The following is a 1,029-nucleotide window of genomic DNA, read 5'->3' on the forward strand; positions in this document are numbered from 1 at the left end:
AATTTTTTGTCGCTCGCGTCCTGGAAGGGGATCAGTAGTCAGTATTTTTCGGGTAAAAAATAGACACTTTTTAAAATAGCTCTTTTGGTTGAAATATACCCCCCCTCATTTAACGATTTCATTACTTTGGTAATTGAGCTTCGTGATATCTGGTAGCGGGAAAGTACATAGTCATAAATTGAAATGCTGTTACGCTGTTCTTCAGGCAGGGTCCATATCTGGCTGATACATAATTTTATGATGTCGTAAGTATTGGTGACGAGATAATTTCTATGATGCTGTTGTTCAGCCACATCAATAAGATAGGTGACAATATTCAGAATACTCATCCAGGCCTGATTATCCGAGATATTCGCAAAAAAATGTTCTTTATTCAGAATAGAAGCTCTGATATCTGACTCGCATACCATGTAATAATTTTTCGTATGTGAGGACGACATAGTGATACCAAACGGAAACGGTGGTTGAAAATGAAGTATGAGCTTGTCGTCAGCTTTTCGGTATAGCGCGACTTGTCCTTCTTCAATAAGAAAGACCGACGGTTTTGAGCTCATGCTCATATCAAATACAGAGCCCGTCTTTAATGAGAAAGGCAAAGTTTGTTCATTGTTTTTGATGAGTTTAACAATGAGCTCAATGTCATCACCTGGTCTAACTATGCCTGATACGTGCATATTTATGCTCCTTAGTGTGCTTTCATCCATCCATTAATGCGCTCACTGGTTATTTCATCAAAATATTTACCGGGTCCTTTGTGTAAACGAAATGTCTGATATTTGTAGCGTACGACAATTTTATTTAGCTCATTATTTTATGCAACCATTACCTATGCGTAACAAAGCTTATTGAAATGAGTAATAATACCCATTTAATGCATTGGCTTTGATAGAGGAAATTCACTTTCAACTCACAGTCAGGCGTATTGATAAAAGGAAAGATAAAATTCGTGACAAAGAGTCATATGTAAAAATTAGCTGAAAAGAGCTGGATTTTGATGAAGGGTCTTCAGTTAGTACATTATTCGTGGCG

1 protein-coding gene is annotated in these 1,029 nt (G+C 37.0%); it reads right to left on the minus strand.

Annotated elements, in window-relative coordinates:
- Window positions 1-38 precede the first annotated feature (38 nt).
- Window positions 39-674: a helix-turn-helix domain-containing protein gene (locus tag M977_RS23790; protein ID WP_064519644.1), complete on the minus strand. Its 636-nt coding sequence runs from the start codon at window positions 672-674 to the stop codon at window positions 39-41.
- Between the last annotated feature and the right edge of the window lie 355 nt (window positions 675-1,029).

Origin of the sequence: Buttiauxella gaviniae ATCC 51604 (genome assembly GCF_001654835.1) — a bacterium.
Lineage (GTDB): Bacteria > Pseudomonadota > Gammaproteobacteria > Enterobacterales > Enterobacteriaceae > Buttiauxella > Buttiauxella gaviniae.

Excerpts from the sequence above, each read along its gene's own strand:
- M977_RS23790 (WP_064519644.1), bottom strand. The coding sequence starts at position 674 with ATGCACGTATCAGGCATAGTTAGACCAGGTGATGACATTGAGCTCATT.